At 54.3% G+C, this 13,465-nt stretch carries 12 protein-coding genes; 5 read left to right on the forward strand and 7 right to left on the reverse strand.

Annotated elements, in window-relative coordinates:
* Nucleotides 1–2: 2 nt before the first annotated feature.
* Nucleotides 3–479, reverse strand: a complete 477-nt coding sequence (locus Q4501_RS11160; protein ID WP_303596315.1) for a hypothetical protein — start codon at nucleotides 477–479, stop codon at nucleotides 3–5.
* Nucleotides 480–728: 249 nt separating this feature from the next.
* Here Q4501_RS11160 and Q4501_RS11165 point away from each other — a divergent pair, with 249 nt between their 5' ends.
* Entirely contained in the window at nucleotides 729–905 is a 177-nt protein-coding gene (locus Q4501_RS11165) for a DUF1328 domain-containing protein (RefSeq protein ID WP_303596316.1), read from the forward strand.
* A gap of 191 nt (nucleotides 906–1,096) precedes the next feature.
* Nucleotides 1,097–1,795 (forward strand): lytic transglycosylase domain-containing protein, encoded by a 699-nt coding sequence (locus Q4501_RS11170; protein WP_303596317.1) that lies wholly within the window; start codon nucleotides 1,097–1,099, stop codon nucleotides 1,793–1,795.
* Between the two features lie 57 nt (nucleotides 1,796–1,852).
* Here Q4501_RS11170 and putA read toward each other — a convergent pair whose 3' ends face one another.
* Nucleotides 1,853–5,482, reverse strand: coding sequence for a bifunctional proline dehydrogenase/L-glutamate gamma-semialdehyde dehydrogenase PutA (putA, locus tag Q4501_RS11175; protein WP_303596318.1), 3,630 nt, complete (start codon nucleotides 5,480–5,482; stop codon nucleotides 1,853–1,855).
* A gap of 334 nt (nucleotides 5,483–5,816) precedes the next feature.
* Here putA and Q4501_RS11180 point away from each other — a divergent pair, with 334 nt between their 5' ends.
* Nucleotides 5,817–6,269: a winged helix-turn-helix transcriptional regulator gene (locus Q4501_RS11180; RefSeq protein ID WP_303596319.1), complete on the forward strand. Its 453-nt coding sequence runs from the start codon at nucleotides 5,817–5,819 to the stop codon at nucleotides 6,267–6,269.
* Nucleotides 6,270–6,291: 22 nt separating this feature from the next.
* Here Q4501_RS11180 and Q4501_RS11185 read toward each other — a convergent pair whose 3' ends face one another.
* A complete protein-coding gene (locus Q4501_RS11185) occupies nucleotides 6,292–7,065 on the reverse strand; it encodes a hypothetical protein (protein WP_303596320.1) in 774 nt (257 codons plus the stop codon).
* Between the two features lie 196 nt (nucleotides 7,066–7,261).
* Between Q4501_RS11185 and Q4501_RS11190 the strand changes: the two genes are divergently transcribed.
* Entirely contained in the window at nucleotides 7,262–9,304 is a 2,043-nt protein-coding gene (locus Q4501_RS11190) for an alkyl/aryl-sulfatase (protein ID WP_303596321.1), read from the forward strand.
* Nucleotides 9,305–9,331: 27 nt separating this feature from the next.
* Here the strand turns inward: Q4501_RS11190 and Q4501_RS11195 are convergent, their stop codons facing one another.
* The gene (locus Q4501_RS11195; RefSeq protein ID WP_303596322.1) at nucleotides 9,332–10,516 is read right to left on the reverse strand and encodes a YbfB/YjiJ family MFS transporter; all 1,185 of its coding nucleotides are present in this window, start codon (nucleotides 10,514–10,516) and stop codon (nucleotides 9,332–9,334) included.
* Nucleotides 10,517–10,546: 30 nt separating this feature from the next.
* Entirely contained in the window at nucleotides 10,547–11,113 is a 567-nt protein-coding gene (yeiP, locus tag Q4501_RS11200) for an elongation factor P-like protein YeiP (protein WP_303596323.1), read from the reverse strand.
* A 284-nt stretch (nucleotides 11,114–11,397) separates the two neighbouring features.
* On the opposite strand from yeiP, the gene Q4501_RS11205 reads away from it, so the two are divergent.
* The gene (locus tag Q4501_RS11205; RefSeq protein ID WP_303596324.1) at nucleotides 11,398–12,252 is read left to right on the forward strand and encodes a PA4780 family RIO1-like protein kinase; all 855 of its coding nucleotides are present in this window, start codon (nucleotides 11,398–11,400) and stop codon (nucleotides 12,250–12,252) included.
* 18 nt (nucleotides 12,253–12,270) lie between these two features.
* Here the strand turns inward: Q4501_RS11205 and Q4501_RS11210 are convergent, their stop codons facing one another.
* Entirely contained in the window at nucleotides 12,271–12,945 is a 675-nt protein-coding gene (locus tag Q4501_RS11210) for a spermidine synthase (RefSeq protein ID WP_303596325.1), read from the reverse strand.
* Between the two features lie 52 nt (nucleotides 12,946–12,997).
* The gene (locus Q4501_RS11215) at nucleotides 12,998–13,438 is read right to left on the reverse strand and encodes a MaoC family dehydratase (protein WP_303596326.1); all 441 of its coding nucleotides are present in this window, start codon (nucleotides 13,436–13,438) and stop codon (nucleotides 12,998–13,000) included.
* Nucleotides 13,439–13,465 lie beyond the last annotated feature (27 nt).

Here is a 13,465-nt window from a genome sequence, read left to right on the forward strand (position 1 = left end):
GATCAGATACTGTCGGATCTCTTGTCCTGATCCAGAGTCAATTCCCGCTCGGTTTCATTCCACTGCTCGGAAAATGTTTCATACGCGTCGGAGAAGCCTTTTTTAGCCCGCTCCCATGCCGATGCAGAACTGGCTTTGAGTTCGTTATACCAGACTTGCACCCGTTCACGCTGTTCTTGAAGAGACGCCAGGCTTTCCTGTGAACGCTCGCGGGCAGTGCTGCTCATGTCGTCCCAGTTTTCGGAAAGCTCTCTTTCTAGCTCCGCAATACGTCTGTCCAGAGCTGACAGTGTTCGATTGATAGAGTCCTCAGCCTGGTCTTTCTGGTCGGCACCGTATTCCTGTAGTGACTCGCCAAGCTCTCGGGTTTCCTGCTTGAGCTTGTCTACCGTTGAATCATTTGATTCCGCATACAAAGGCGCCGCAAGCGTGCATGAGGCTGCGACGAGCAAAGCACAGGTAATGCGTTTCAAATTCATAAAATACTCCTGAGCTACGTTTAATAAGAATAGCAGTAGCGCCACGATAACAATATCCCGCCCAACAACTTATCTTATAAAAGCTTAATCAACTGACAATAAAGTCTGTTTATCGCTGATAAAACATACTGTTAAAACTGAAAAGACTCCTCGGAAATGGCGCTTTGGTGTCCCCGAGACTGCTTGAGATTTGTGCATTCCGGATGTGTGTGCCACGTTTACATGGAAGTTAAACAAGGAGGAAAGACTATGCTTTATTGGGCTGTCATTTGTCTCATCATCGCCATCATTGCTGGCGTTCTCGGTTTCGGGGGCATTGCAGGCACAGCGGCAGGTATCGCCAAAGTACTGTTCTTTATCTTTCTCATTCTGCTGGTGATTTCTCTGGTCGCCAATGCAGTTCGCGGGCGGGGGCCAAAGGTCTAGCGTTCTCAGTTAATTTGCTCAGCATTTCTGCCCTGGCACCTCTCAATGCCGTGCCAGGGCAGCTCTCCCGTTAACATTTTTCCGACAAGACTTTATGTCATTTCTGCGTGGTAGCGCCGTATAATCCCGGCTGTGTCTGTTTTACTATAACTTCAAGCACATATGTGGATTACGCTTTCCGCGAGTAGCCAATGATACGTCACCAACACATCGCCCTACCCTTCCTCACCTTGCTGATCTGGTTTTCTGCACCGGTCACAGCGGACAACATCAAGCGTATTGTGCACCCCGACGGCCGAGTTGAGTTTACCAATGTAAAGAGCAACAGCCCTGGTAGAGCCTCCAGCAAAAGCGAGACTGTTTTCCGGTATCAGGACGAAAATGGCATCATCGCTTACAGTGGAACCCGGCCCTCAGTTTCAGATTTCGATGTAATCAGTTTCCACTGTTACGCCTGCGACCCCGACTCAAGCGTCAACTGGCGCACAACCCCGTTGTTTTCTGGCCGTTACGAGACCGAAATTAAAACGGCTGCCAGCGAATATGGCGTTGATCCAGCGCTGGTACGCGCGGTTATCCATGCGGAATCTGCATTCAACGAGAAGGCGCTTTCCCCGGTGGGGGCGCAAGGGCTTATGCAATTGATGCCGGGAACAGCTCTGGAGGTCGGCGTTCAAAACGCCATGGTAGCAGCAGAGAACATCCGCGGCGGAGTCACCTATCTTGCCAAAATGCTCGATCGCTTCAAAGGCGATACGAGGCTGGCAACCGCTGCCTATAATGCTGGCCCCGGTGCCGTTAGCCGTTACGGTGGGATCCCTCCCTATGCCGAAACCAAAGCTTACGTTGAACGCGTAGGCATACTGCACGAGCGATACGCCAGCAACTGATCAATAAACCGGCCGACCCGTCCCTGGGTCCAAGTTCTGCCGGCTTTTACAGTAACTTTATTCAGATGCCGCAATCAGACTGGCGTTGCCACCGGCCGCAGTTGTGTCTACGCAAAGATGACGTTCAATCACAAAGCGCTGATCGAGAGTGTGCTCTGTGATCAAAGGCAGCAGCGCACCATCACGTTTGGCCAGAGCCAGGCGATATTTCCGCAGGAGTGGCTGTTCAGCGCAGCTTACAACCGCCTCAAAGCCGCTGGCACTGCCCAGTGCCTCCGGCTCAAGATTACCCTCAACGCCTACAATGGGCAGCCCGGCTTGCGCAGCGCGATTTACAGATTCTGCGACACCGGGCGCAACCACAATCACTTTGTTGCCCTGTGACAACGCCATAGCTGCCTGTGCCAACGCCGTTTCCTTGTCAGGCCCTAGGCATAACACAACCCCACGGGCATGATTGCTAAGGCGGTTCAGTTCACCCGTTGGTCCCGGCAATTCTTCAACATGGGCATCCAAAGGCTCGGGCACCTTGCCGAAAATCGGTTCCAGGGCTTCAATTCTGGCTTTTGGAGCGGGCACTTCAAGCTTGCGCAGATTAGCTGCCAAGCCTTCCAACTTCTTGCCTTCGACTGTTTTACCACCCGATTCGGCCGGACGTTCTGCCTTGGGCCCTTTCAGGAAACGACGAACATATTGCGGGCCGCCGGCCTTAGGACCGGTTCCGGAAAGCCCTTCACCACCAAATGGCTGAGAACCAACGATTGCACCAATCTGGTTACGGTTAACGTAGGTATTGCCGACCTTGATCCGGCTGGAAATCCGGTCAACCCGGTTATCAACCCGGCTGTGGATGCCGAACGTCAGTCCGTAGCCCCTGGCGTTTATGTCATCAACAACCTTGTCGATGTCCTTGGCCTCAAAGGTAGCCACATGCAGTACCGGGCCGAAGATCTCCTCTTCCATATCCTTAATGCCGCTGACTTTCAGCACAGCCGGCGAGACGAACAGACCTTTTTCCGGCACGGGAAGCTTTTTCAGCAAGCGACCTTCGCGCTCAAACTTGTCGCAATGGTCCACGATCTTCTTGCGGGCGGCTTCGTCAATGACCGGACCCACATCCGTGGAAAGCGCCCAGGGATCTCCAATCCCCAGTTCTTCCATGGCACCGTAGAGCATTTCCAACAGGTTATCCGCAATGTCTTTTTGCACATACAGCATGCGTAGCGCAGAACAACGCTGGCCTGCACTCTGGAACGACGAGGCCAGTACATCCCGAACCACTTGTTCAGGCAGGGCCGTCGAATCCACAATCATGGCGTTAAGACCGCCGGTTTCTGCCACCAACGGCGCGTCCGGTGCAACGTTCTCAGCCATCACCTTGTTGATACGCTGAGCGGTCGCTGTGGAGCCGGTAAAGCACACTCCGGCTATACGGGGGTCAGAGGTGAGCGCGGTGCCCACCGTCGCGCCAGAACCCGGCAGAAGCTGAATGGCATCCTTTGGAATACCCGCTTCGTACATCAATTCAACAGCGCGCGCCGCAAGCAATGAGGTTTGCTCCGCCGGTTTGGCGAGGACTACGTTGCCGGCCGCCAGGTTCGCCAGAATCTGACCTGTAAAGATCGCCAACGGAAAGTTCCAGGGCGAGATACAAGTGACAACGCCGCGAGCCTCACCTTGATCGCTGTTGCGTACGCCTTCATTGGCGTAAAACTGCGAGAAATCAACCGCCTCACGAATTTCGGCGATGGCATCCAGTAGAGATTTTCCAGCTTCCCGCGTTGTCAGTGCAAACAGCTCGTAGGCATTCTCCTCCAGCAGGTCGCCGACTTTGCGAACGCAGGCTGCGCGGTCTTCTGCCGACATGGCGGACCAGCGAGTGAAACCTTGCTCGGCAGCGGTAATGGCAGCATCGACATCGGCTTCATTAGCCTGAGTCATCTGCCCGACCAGGTCATCCGGATTAGCTGGATTTTTAACGTCCAGCACTTCATTGCCGGTGATGTCCGCGGCAATAAGCGGGCCGCCAGTCCAGTGGTGACTGCGGAACGCATCGCGACCTTCGTTGATGCGCGCAACCGTAACAGGGTCGGTAATATCCCACCCTTTGGAGTTGCGGCGATTGGGGCGAAACAGGTCTGCAGGCTGCACAATCACTTTGCTCGAAAGGTTCTCACCAAGCTCCTGGACTGCATCAATCGGGTCCTTGGCGATCTCCTCAGGCGTGATGCTGGTATCTACAATCTGGTTAACGAACGAGCTATTAGCGCCATTTTCAAGCAATCGACGTACAAGGTAAGCCAGCAAATCGGCGTGCTTGCCTACAGGTGCATATATCCTGCAAGGCACACCACTCTCCTTGAGGACCTGGTTATGCAATGATTCGCCCATGCCATGCAGGCGCTGGAACTCATAACTTTTCAGACCAGCAGTTTTAACCAGCTCCAGAATGGCCGAAACCGAATGCGCATTGTGGGTGGCGAACTGTGAATAAATGCGGTCGCTCATGCCCACCAGCTTTTTGGCGCATGAGAGGTAAGCCACATCGCTGCATGCTTTACGTGTAAATACAGGAAAATCACTCAGACCCATTACCTGGGCGCGCTTGATCTCGGCATCCCAATAGGCGCCTTTGACCAGACGGACCATGATGCGGCGGTCGAGCTTTTCGGAGAGAGCGTATAGCCAGTCAAGGGTATGTGAAGCACGCTTGGCAAAAGCCTGAACAACTACGCCAAAGCCATCCCAGCCCGCCAGTTCCGGGTCAGACAATATCCCTTCGATGACATCCAGTGAAAGGTCGAGGCGGTCCTGTTCCTCGGCGTCAATATTGAACCCCATATTCGCAGCCGCCGCTTTCTTGGCCAGCATCAGGGCCCGGGGCAACAGCTCAGTCATAACCCGGTCTTTCTGGCCATATTCGTAACGGGCCAGCAGTGCAGACAGTTTGACGGAAATCCCGGGATTTGTGCGCACATCGTCTTTGCAGTTTTTGGCGATGCTATCAATGGCGTGGGAGTAAGACTCAAAATAACGACGGGCATCAGCATCGGTACGAGCGGCTTCGCCAAGCATGTCGTAGGAATAGGTATAGCCCTTGGCCATGTAGGACTTGGCCTCGCTCTGGGCTTCTTCAATGTCGCGGCCCAGAACAAACTGACGGCCCATTTCCTTCATAGCCTGGCCTGCGACAGTACGAACCACCGGTTCACCCAGGCGCTTGACCAACTTGCGAAGGGTTTCCCCCACTGTGTGGCGTTCGGAGTCCTTCAGCAGGTTGCTGGTCATCAAGAGCGCAACGGTCGTGGAGTTGATGAACGATGACGACGCCTTGCCAACGTGAGCTCCCCAGTTGCCAGAGGTAATCTTGTCTTCAATCAGCGCACTTATGGTCGTGTTGTCCGGCACACGCAACAGCGCCTCAGCCAGACACATAAGCGCAACGCCCTCTTTAGTGGTGAGGCCGTATTCGGCAAGAAATTTTTCCATGATCGTGGATTTCGCGTTTGCACGGACGCTGCGCACCAGGTCCGCCGCTCGCGCCGAAATCGCTTCACGCTCTTCCCGGGACAACTGAGCGTCAGCAATCATCTCGTGAATGACTTTATACTCATCTTCGAGATAATAATCGCGAACCCCTTGCCGACTTTGGGCAAGTTCGGGAGTAACTGATTGCTGCGATGACATAGCTGTACCTCTCAGTTGTTTGTCTTTTTCGCATTCTACCTACAACGACAAAGACTATTTCACTGTATAGACCAAAAACACATATCATTTCGGCTTTATTGACCAACAAAAATACAGAAATTCCCCTTTATTAAGTGCCTTTTCAGGCAAATTAACTTATGCTCACGAAGCCTCTTTCCCGGGAGCCAATGGGCCATCTGGTACTTTCAACCTACAGCATAGTGCCCCAATCGCGGACTTGCCCAAAAGTGACGGTTTGGACATATACAGCAGGTTTACGACTGTTGGAACGGGAGAGGTCAGATGACTACAGCCACGCGGGCGCCATCACAATATGAGCGAACTTGACCGGATAGATCATTCCATTATTCGTGAACTGCAAAAGAATGCACGGATCACAATCACCGACCTTGCCTCCCGTGTTGGACTATCCAAAACCCCATGCCAAGTGCGTATGCGGCGGCTTGAGGAACAAGGTTTTATTACCGGCTACACGGTGCTGGTAAACCATACCAAGTTAGGACAAAGCCACATCGCCTTCGCCCAGATAACTCTGAGCGACACCAGCAGCGATGCACTCAGGGCTTTCAACAAAGCGGCGAAAGAAATTGCGGCCGTTGAGCAGTGCCACATGATTGCAGCCAACTTCGATTATCTGCTGAAGGTGCGTACCCGTAACATGGCAGAGTACCGGCAGGTGCTGGGCGAGCAAATTTCTGCCTTGCCCCATGTACTGCAAACGAGCACGTTTGTGGTGATGGAAAACGTAAAAGATGTGGGGCTTTGAAGCATCTGATCGCGCAAAGCGACTACTTGTTGACCCTCGCCAGCCCCAGAGAAGATACATGCAGGCCAAGCTCACTTCGATAAAGCGCATTGCCGATGCCCAGTACAATATTCTCTACCGTAAAGTTGGAGGACACGGCACTGGCGCCGCCAGTGGCGCGGGACTCCAGTACGAGCACCAGGCGCAGTAAATCCAGCAACCGAATGACCAGATCAAGAATACCAAAATCACTCGGCGCATCATCGATACGGGATATAACATAAGCTCTGGCCGCCTCTACCACAAAGGCTTCGTGACCCGTAAGGTGCTCGGTCCCCATACATTTGATCGACTCAACGCGCTGCTCTCGCTCACGTCTGATAGCCTCCATACAAACATCGCCGGAGTTCTCATGCGTTTTACCTCCACGCAGAATACCTGCGAGGCGAAAATCCACTTTGCCCTCGCTGCGCATCTGATCGTACTCGCTCTTCAGACTCTCTTTGGCGTGAGGAAAATACCGGCGGATTGCCGTCTCGCGGGCCCGCTCGAGATCTTCGGTCGTCGCCAGACTCACCAGCGAACTCATCACGCGAACACAGTGCAGCAGGTGCTGCCAGCGAGCCGATTCGATCGAAAGCGGGTTATCCGGAAGCACACGTTTGGCTGAAACAAACTCGAAGTACAGAGCAGTCACCTCCTGCTCCGAAAAATCAGACGTACGAATAATTCGCCGCAAACCCAACTTTTCAATATCCCGCAAAAGACTGGGAATCAGCATCAGAACGTAATGTTGCGCGCCTTCCGATATCGACATATCTCATTACTGCTCCGGTTAACAACTGCTCTTACCATAGCACCAAGCCCCCGCAACCGCTGCCCCCATTTTACCTCGCCCACCCCGTGCTTAACTGACCGAATCCTCTGTTCTGATAGCCTTTGGCGGCCGATATCAGTTAATTTGGCTACCAAAGACAGTTCCGGAATCCGTCCACTAATAACAACAGGTCACCATGAAACCAAAACTCGTTTACCCACAGCGAATCATTTTGCCGATAATTGTTGCCCTGTTGGGGGTCGCAGGCTGCGACTCAGGGCCAGCTCAGGAATCCGGCGCCAACGCCACCGGCCATACAGCGCCAACAGACATTACCAGCCGGATTAACACCGAAGTACTCGAACAGCGCCCCTTCAGCAATCGCGAAGACTTCGATAACGCCCGCCGAGGACTGATTGCCCAGGACCCGAGCCTGGTGGTAGAGGGAGAAAACGGCGCTGCTATCTGGAATATGCCGGAATACGGCTTTGTTGATGAACATGGTGAAAACGCCCCCGCCTCGGTTAACCCCAGCCTCTGGCGGCAGGCTTCACTCAATAATATTCATGGGTTGTTCAAAGTGACTGAGGGACTCTACCAGCTCCGGGGCTTTGATCTGGCAAATATGTCCATCATTGAAGGCGACACCGGCTGGATTCTGGTGGACCCACTGACCTCCCGTGAGACTGCAAGCAAGGCCTTCCTGTTCGCCCAGGAACATCTCGGCAAGAAGCCCCTGAAAGCGATCATCTTTACCCATAGCCACATCGATCATTTTGGCGGTGTAATGGGTGTACTCCAGCACCTTTCAGACGAAGAGAAGCGCGAACTGAAAATCATCGCGCCCGAAGGTTTTGAGGAAGAAGCCACCAGCGAAAATATCATCGCAGGCCCTGCAATGACGAGGCGTGCCATGTACATGTATGGCAAACGGCTGGAACGCGACGAGCGCGGTCACGTGGGGACGGGACTTGGTAAAGGGCCGGCGTTCGGTACCTTCGGGTTTGCAGAACCGACACAACTGGTCAGCAAGACAGGCAGTGAACTGACCGTCGATGGCGTCCGGATGGTCTTCCAGATCGTTTCCGGCTCCGAAGCGCCCTCTGAGTTCACCTTCTATCTGCCCGAGCTCAAGGCTTTCTGCGGTGCCGAACTGGTCAGCAGAAACATGCATAACCTCTACACCCTGCGAGGCGCCAAGGTACGGGATGCCCGCATCTGGAGCGCGTTCATCGACGAGGCCCGAAGCCGGTTTTCCGATGCAGACGTCTATTTTGCCAGCCATCACTGGCCGCTGTGGGGGCAAGACAACATTCAGGACTTCCTGGTGAAACAGCGGGACACCTATAAATTCATCCACGACCAGAGTGTTCGCCTTATGAACCGCGGTTTCACCCCCAACGAAATCGCCGACAATTTGCAGCTCCCGGCGGCCCTGAATCAAGACTTCCACAACCAGGGTTACTATGGGACCGTTTCCCACAATGCAAAAGCGGTGTACCAGAACTATATGGGATGGTATACGGCAAACCCTGCAAAGCTTGATCCCTTGCCTGAAGCTGAATCCGCTGAGCGTTATGTAAAGATGATGGGTGGTGCAGACAGCATCCTGGAAAAAGCACAAAGCGACTTTGACGCTGCTGCTGAGATGAGCACAGTTGAAGGCAAGAAAGCCTACCGGTGGCTGGCAGAACTCCTGAATCATGTTGTCTTTGCCGATCCGGGCAATCAACAAGCCTTGTCCCTGCTGGCGCAGGTGTACGACCAACTCGGGTATCAGGCAGAATCAGCACCCTGGCGTGACTTCTATCTTACCGGCGCTTATGAGCTTCGCCATGGAGGACCTGACGAAGGTATCAAGCCCGCAGCCATGACGGACGTCTTACTCAATACCCCAGTCTCGCTGTTCTTCGACAGCATGGCAGTGCGGCTGAATGCCGATGATGCGGAAGGTGAGTCCCTGAGGATCAAGGTTACCTTCACGGACCTTGGCGAAAGCTACCTGTTAACGCTGGACAACTCCGTTCTGCACAACCGGGAGACCAGCAGCGACACACCAGCAGATGCGACTCTGAAACTGACCCGCCCTCTGTTCGTGGACATTCTGACCGGCGAGGCAGGATTAAAGGACATGCTGTTCAGCGACGACATCAGTTTTGAAGGGAGCAAACTCGACCTCCTAGGCTTCTTCAGCATGCTGGACAAACCGGAGGGTAAATTCAACATCGTGACACCCTGAAGCACCATGAACCCAGCTCTCCCTGAATCAACCGGAGAGAGCTGTGTTCGTTTCACTGCCCTTGATCCGACGCGCCAGGTGCAGCACCCCGACACCAAGCGCCATCACCAACAGCGTAAGCCATAGGCCATTGGTGTAATTACCCTCGACATCGGCAAGGTAACCAACAACGGCAGGCGCCAGCATCTGGGCGATACCATAGCTGAAGGTGAGCCGGCTCATGGGCCGGGAGGGGTTTTCCGGGAATACCCGGCCAACCATCGCCAGCATCATGCTGACAATGCCGATAAAGCTGGCACCATAGATAACGGCGCTGAGCATTACACTGAGCATGCTGGTATTGATGATCAGCATTAGAATACTGACCGCATTAAGTGTGTAAGCAAGATAGAGCGCTGTCCACTGCCCCCACCGGCGTGTAAATACGTCCCATAGCCAGCAGGCAGGTGTGGCAGAAAGTCCGGCAACAAGCCAGATCAGCCAACCATGGCCGCTGAGTGCCGGTATTGACTCGGCAATGGCCACCAGAAACGTTGCCGTTACTACGTACCCGACGCCGGCACAGAAGTAAGCCAACTGCAAAATCACGATAAATCGGCTGCGCTCCTCATTGGCCCCCGCGTTGCCCGTTCGCGGCAAAGCACAGGCACGATAATCCGGCATCCAGCGCCAGGCGGGAACCAGCAGCGCCAGCCCCACAAGCCCGTATATTACCCACTGTTGATCCCAGCTGAAGGGCCCTTTGATCAGCTCCGCGATAACTGCCGTCAGAACAATCCCGAGCCCGATGCCCGAAAAGAACACGCCGAGCTCGGATTTTTCGTTGTTTTTTATCAGCCAGCTCATCAACAGGCCGGCGCCGAGCAACATGCCCGCCGACGTACTGAGACCGGAGACAAAACGCAAGACAAACCACAGCCAGGTCTCTGTGGTGTACCCCATGAGAACAGTAGAGGCGACCGCAACCACAAGCCCAAGCTGATACAGCTTTACCTTGAGCCCCAGATCACTGATCCGGGTGATAAGGAGCGCGCCCGTCAGGTAACCGGCGTAGTTTACAGTCGCGAGCATGCCCACTACGGACTGGCTAAGCCCGAGCGCTTCCATCATCTCGGGGATCATTGGCGTATATGAGAACCGCGCAACCCCGACCGTGACCACAACTGTGATCACGCTGGCTGCCAGCACCCTTATTGTTTCTATTGTTTTCACGGGGCTTCCCTAATTCAGAACAACTTCGGATCAGGCGCGGCTAAGGAACTTGCGCTCCTCCACGTTGATTTTGATCCGGTCTCCAGTAGAAATGTGTTCCGGAACCTGGACGATCAGCCCGGTGGTCAGTTTCGCAGGCTTGGTGCGAGCGGTGGCAGATCCACCCTTTACAGACGGATCTGTTTCTTCGATATCAAGTTCTACGGTTGGAGGCAGTGCCAGGGCTACAGGCGCGTCACTGACCAGAACAACCATAACACCCTGAGTGTCTTCACTGATAAAGAGCAATTCGTCAGCGATAGCTTCGCCATTCAGGCTGTACTGAGTGAAATCTTCGCTATCCATGAAGACGTATTCGTCGCCATCAGAATAAGAGAAGGTCGCAGGCCTGCGCACGAGGTCGGCAAGGTTCAGCATGTCGGAATCCTTGAACGTCTCGTCGATCTTGGCTCCAGTTACCACGTCATACATACGCATACGGTAAAGGCTTCCGCCGGCCCGCCCCTGAGGAACGGAGCGCTCGATGTCCTTTACAAAATAGACCCGACCTTCGTATTCAACCGCGGAATTTTTCTTGATTTCATTTGCTCTAGGCATTGTTTAAAGCTCCAAAACAATATCGTAAACGCGTTCATACCGGGTATAAGCCGGCGTGTTTCAACCCCGGCAATTCTACCCGCAGATCAGCCCCGCCGATACGGGGCAAGCGGACACTATAGGCCATTCCGCAAAAAGCTTCCCGACCCTATAACCGGATTCGCATAAGAAATAGCATTTTGATGTAAGCTATGATTCATTGTGGCCATCGCACGTGCCCTCACCTGATACCAGGATGAAGCATATGCATGGTCGGTGCGCTTACGGCTAAATTGAAAGGTTCTATGAAAGTACCCAAGAGATTACAGCCCCTGGTCGACGACGGCCTGGTGGATGAAGTGCTTTACCAGCTCATGAGCGGCAAAGAAGCACAGGTTTACGTTGTAAGGTGCGGTGAGCAGGTGCGCTGCGCCAAGGTGTTCAAAGAAGCGCAGAAGCGGAGTTTCAAGCAGGCTGTTGAGTATCAGGAAGGCAGAAAGGTACGCAACAGTCGCCGCGCCCGGGCGATGAGCAAAAAAACCCGCTACGGCCAGAAAGAACAGGAAGATGCCTGGCTTAATGCGGAAGTGGACGCCCTGTACCGGCTGGCTGAGGCTGGTGTGCGCGTACCAGCCCCCATGGGTTTTGTTGACGGCGTGCTACTGATGGAACTGATTGCCGACGCCGATGGTAAAGCCGCTCCACGCCTGGATGACGTGACTCTCACGCCAGAACAGGCCCGGGATTACCATGGGCGGGTGATAGCAGAAATTGTGCGAATGCTGAGCGCCGGCCTTATACATGGTGACCTGTCAGAATTTAACGTTCTGGTAGACAGCAACGGACCCGTGATCATCGATCTGCCACAGGCGGTGAACGCCGCAGGCAACAACAACGCCGAACGTATGCTGGAGCGGGATGTAGACAACATGCGCCGCTATTTTGCCAAGTACGCACCCGACCTGCTTGTTACGGATTACGGCAAGGAGATCTGGGCTCTGTACGAAAGCGGCGACCTGCATCCTGACAGTAAACTCACCGGGTGTTTCGAGCACGATACCCACAGCGCCGATGTCGCCGAGCTTATGGCCGTAATTGACGCGGCGAAAGAGGAAGAACGAGAGCGGCTGGAACGCATGCAGGACGACGACGAGGATTAGTACGCCTCGTCACCGTAACTACCAGGCTAGCCATATAACGTGCTTTGCCCCTTTGCCGGGGCGGTGGGCTCTTACGGTTACAGCCTCAGCCGAAAGGCCGGCACGCTTCAGGCGTTCGGTAAACGCCGGGTCCTGCCCGGCTGACCAGTAGGCCAGAACCCCCTCTGGCCGCAATGCTTCCTGCGCTGCAGCAATGCCCGCAGAAGAATACAGCCAGTCATTTTCTTTACGTGTAAGGCCCTCCGGGCCATTATCGATATCCAGCATAATGGCATCGTAACCGCCCGGAGAATCCTTGATCAGTTGCACAACATCACCAATGTGCACCCGTGCACGTGAGTCTTTCAGCGGATAGCCGGAAGCGCTGCCCAAAGGGCCCAGATTCCACTGCTCTACCTCGGGCACCAGTTCTGCAACCGTCACTTCTGCAGCATCTCCCAGAGACTGCAAGGCCGCCGCAAGGGTAAACCCCATGCCCAGCCCTCCGATCAACACCTTCGGGGCAGAATGATCCGCAATGCGTTCACACGCCAGGGTTGCAAGCGCATCCTCAGACCCATGCAGCCGAGTGTTCATCAACTCACCGCTTGTGCCGGCAATACGAATGGAGAACTCATCGTTACGCTGCAACAGGCGCAGTTCTGTGCCCTTGCCAGGGATAATTGCCGTGCCTAGCAACTCGAAGCGAGCCATAAAAACCTCTGTAAATGGAAATCCCGGGGGTGCGGGTGGGAGATAAAATAGCTCAGATTTGAGCGAGAATATTTCGTTCCGTTTGACCAGGTAATACCCCCGTCAACCAGGCCTCAGTAACAACTTCGCTATGTTGATTGGAGAGCACTGCTTCCGCCTTTGCACGGTTGCGCTCATCCACTTCGGTAATGGTGAAGACGCAGGTAATGGTATCGCCAAAATAGACGGGCCGGCGGAACCGGAAGTTCATACCGGATGCAAGCCAGCCAACCTGGCCACCGACCTCGGTGATCATGCCCCCGACCAGCAAACCATGGCAGATTTTACCCCGAAAACCCTTGGCAACAGCAAAGTGTTCATCATAATGAATCGGGTTTGCATCACCGCTGATTTCGCCGAAGGCTATGGTGTCACTCTCGGAAAAGGTACGGGTAACCGTAAAAACGTCACCAGCCGTGAGACCCCGAATGGCCTGCTCTCGAATTTGCGTCACTCAGGTCTCTCCGGGATCTCGGTTTAA

The sequence above is a fragment of the Marinobacter sp. 2_MG-2023 genome (assembly GCF_030546935.1).
Lineage (GTDB): Bacteria > Pseudomonadota > Gammaproteobacteria > Pseudomonadales > Oleiphilaceae > Marinobacter.

Bases quoted from the DNA above. Each gene is read 5' to 3' on its own strand.
- Q4501_RS11205 (WP_303596324.1), top strand. From the start codon at position 11,398: ATGAAAGTACCCAAGAGATTACAGCCCCTGGTCGACGACGGCCTGGTG.
- Q4501_RS11190 (WP_303596321.1), top strand. From the start codon at position 7,262: ATGAAACCAAAACTCGTTTACCCACAGCGAATCATTTTGCCGATAATT.
- putA (WP_303596318.1), bottom strand. From the start codon at position 5,482: ATGTCATCGCAGCAATCAGTTACTCCCGAACTTGCCCAAAGTCGGCAA.
- Q4501_RS11185 (WP_303596320.1), bottom strand. From the start codon at position 7,065: ATGTCGATATCGGAAGGCGCGCAACATTACGTTCTGATGCTGATTCCC.
- Q4501_RS11165 (WP_303596316.1), top strand. From the start codon at position 729: ATGCTTTATTGGGCTGTCATTTGTCTCATCATCGCCATCATTGCTGGC.
- Q4501_RS11210 (WP_303596325.1), bottom strand. From the start codon at position 12,945: ATGGCTCGCTTCGAGTTGCTAGGCACGGCAATTATCCCTGGCAAGGGC.
- Q4501_RS11180 (WP_303596319.1), top strand. From the start codon at position 5,817: ATGAGCGAACTTGACCGGATAGATCATTCCATTATTCGTGAACTGCAA.
- Q4501_RS11160 (WP_303596315.1), bottom strand. From the start codon at position 479: ATGAATTTGAAACGCATTACCTGTGCTTTGCTCGTCGCAGCCTCATGC.
- yeiP (WP_303596323.1), bottom strand. From the start codon at position 11,113: ATGCCTAGAGCAAATGAAATCAAGAAAAATTCCGCGGTTGAATACGAA.
- Q4501_RS11170 (WP_303596317.1), top strand. From the start codon at position 1,097: ATGATACGTCACCAACACATCGCCCTACCCTTCCTCACCTTGCTGATC.